The 1248-nt window shown below is 53.5% G+C and carries 1 protein-coding gene; it reads left to right on the forward strand.

Annotated features, from left to right (window positions below; all coding sequences use genetic code 11):
• Window positions 1-207 precede the first annotated feature (207 nt).
• Window positions 208-1143 carry an IS110 family transposase gene (locus tag OC71_RS16785; protein ID WP_041071558.1) on the forward strand — a complete coding sequence of 312 codons (936 nt, stop codon included), beginning with the start codon at window positions 208-210 and terminating at the stop codon, window positions 1141-1143.
• Window positions 1144-1248 lie beyond the last annotated feature (105 nt).

Genomic DNA, 1248 nt, shown 5'->3' on the forward strand with positions numbered 1-1248 from the left:
GCTCGCTTGTATGTTTAGACTTGAAGGGGTGGGCGGGACTACAGACTCGATTCTGACTCTGACCAGTACAGACCGTGGGAGACTTCTCGTCCCGCCCCTTCTACCCAAAGCGCCAATAAGGAATTCATCGGTAAACCGACGACAGAGACAAGCCAGCGCAACGGTAGACCCCAACAAGCTCTTAAACCCTAGCTCCGAGGATTCGTCATGACAATCCTTACTTCGCAGACGGTTGTTGGTATCGATATCGCCAAGGCCGAAATCGTTGTCTATCGCGCCGATTTGGAAACCATTGAAGCGGTCGAGAATGATCGTGCCGCCCTCAAACGTTGGCTCAAAACTCTGCCCGCGCAAAGCGCTATCGCTGTCGAAGCCACCAATATCTACCATTTGGAGACTGTTGATCTGGCTCATGCGATGGGACATCAGGTCTATGTGGTGGATGCTTATCGAGTCAGCCACTATCGTCGCGGTGTCGGTCAGCGAGCCAAAAATGATCCCTGCGATGCACGCGTGCTCGCACGCTATCTGACGAATGAACAAAGCAAACTGCGGCTTTGGAACCCGCCTCCTAAAGCCTACACCGTACTGAAAAGCTTGCTGCACAGACGCGCGACGCTGATTCAGAACCATACGGGTCTGATGTTGAGCTGGGCCGATGAACCCTTGCTGAAGAAAGAACGTACGGCTCAGCAAAAGGCATTCGAGCGATCCGACAAGGTCATTCAAAAACTGCTGCGCAAAGTCAGCAAAGAGGCCGGTATTGAAGACAATATTGACCGCTGCAAAGCAATCGAGGGCGTGGGAGAACTGACTGCGACTGGGTTGGCAACGACCTATATGCGCGGTGACTTTGCCAACAGCGACGCGTTCATCGCGTTTTTGGGTATGGATCTGACGGTGGACGATTCGGGGAAAAAAAACGGCCCGAGGTTCCTGAGCAAAAAAGGAGATCCGGAGATCCGTCGATTAGCCTACAACGCCGCAATGGCGGCGTGTCGCTCAACCAAGTGGAAGCCTTTTTACGAGTCTTACCTGGCCAGAGGCTTCTCGAAAACACAGGCGTTGGTAGCTCTTGCTCGCAAGCTCTGCCGAGTGGCATTCACCCTGATGAAGAATCAGGGCGAATACCGATCAGTTTGAGATTCTAGGGTTGCTGAGCAACATAGAATCTCCCACAGTGGGAATGGGTGCGGTCTGTTGGAAATTGGTCGGCTGTCAGGCCGCCTTCGCTGGCAAGCCAGCTCC

The sequence above is a fragment of the Pseudomonas sp. W15Feb9B genome (assembly GCF_000828175.1).
GTDB lineage: Bacteria > Pseudomonadota > Gammaproteobacteria > Pseudomonadales > Pseudomonadaceae > Aquipseudomonas > Aquipseudomonas parakoreensis.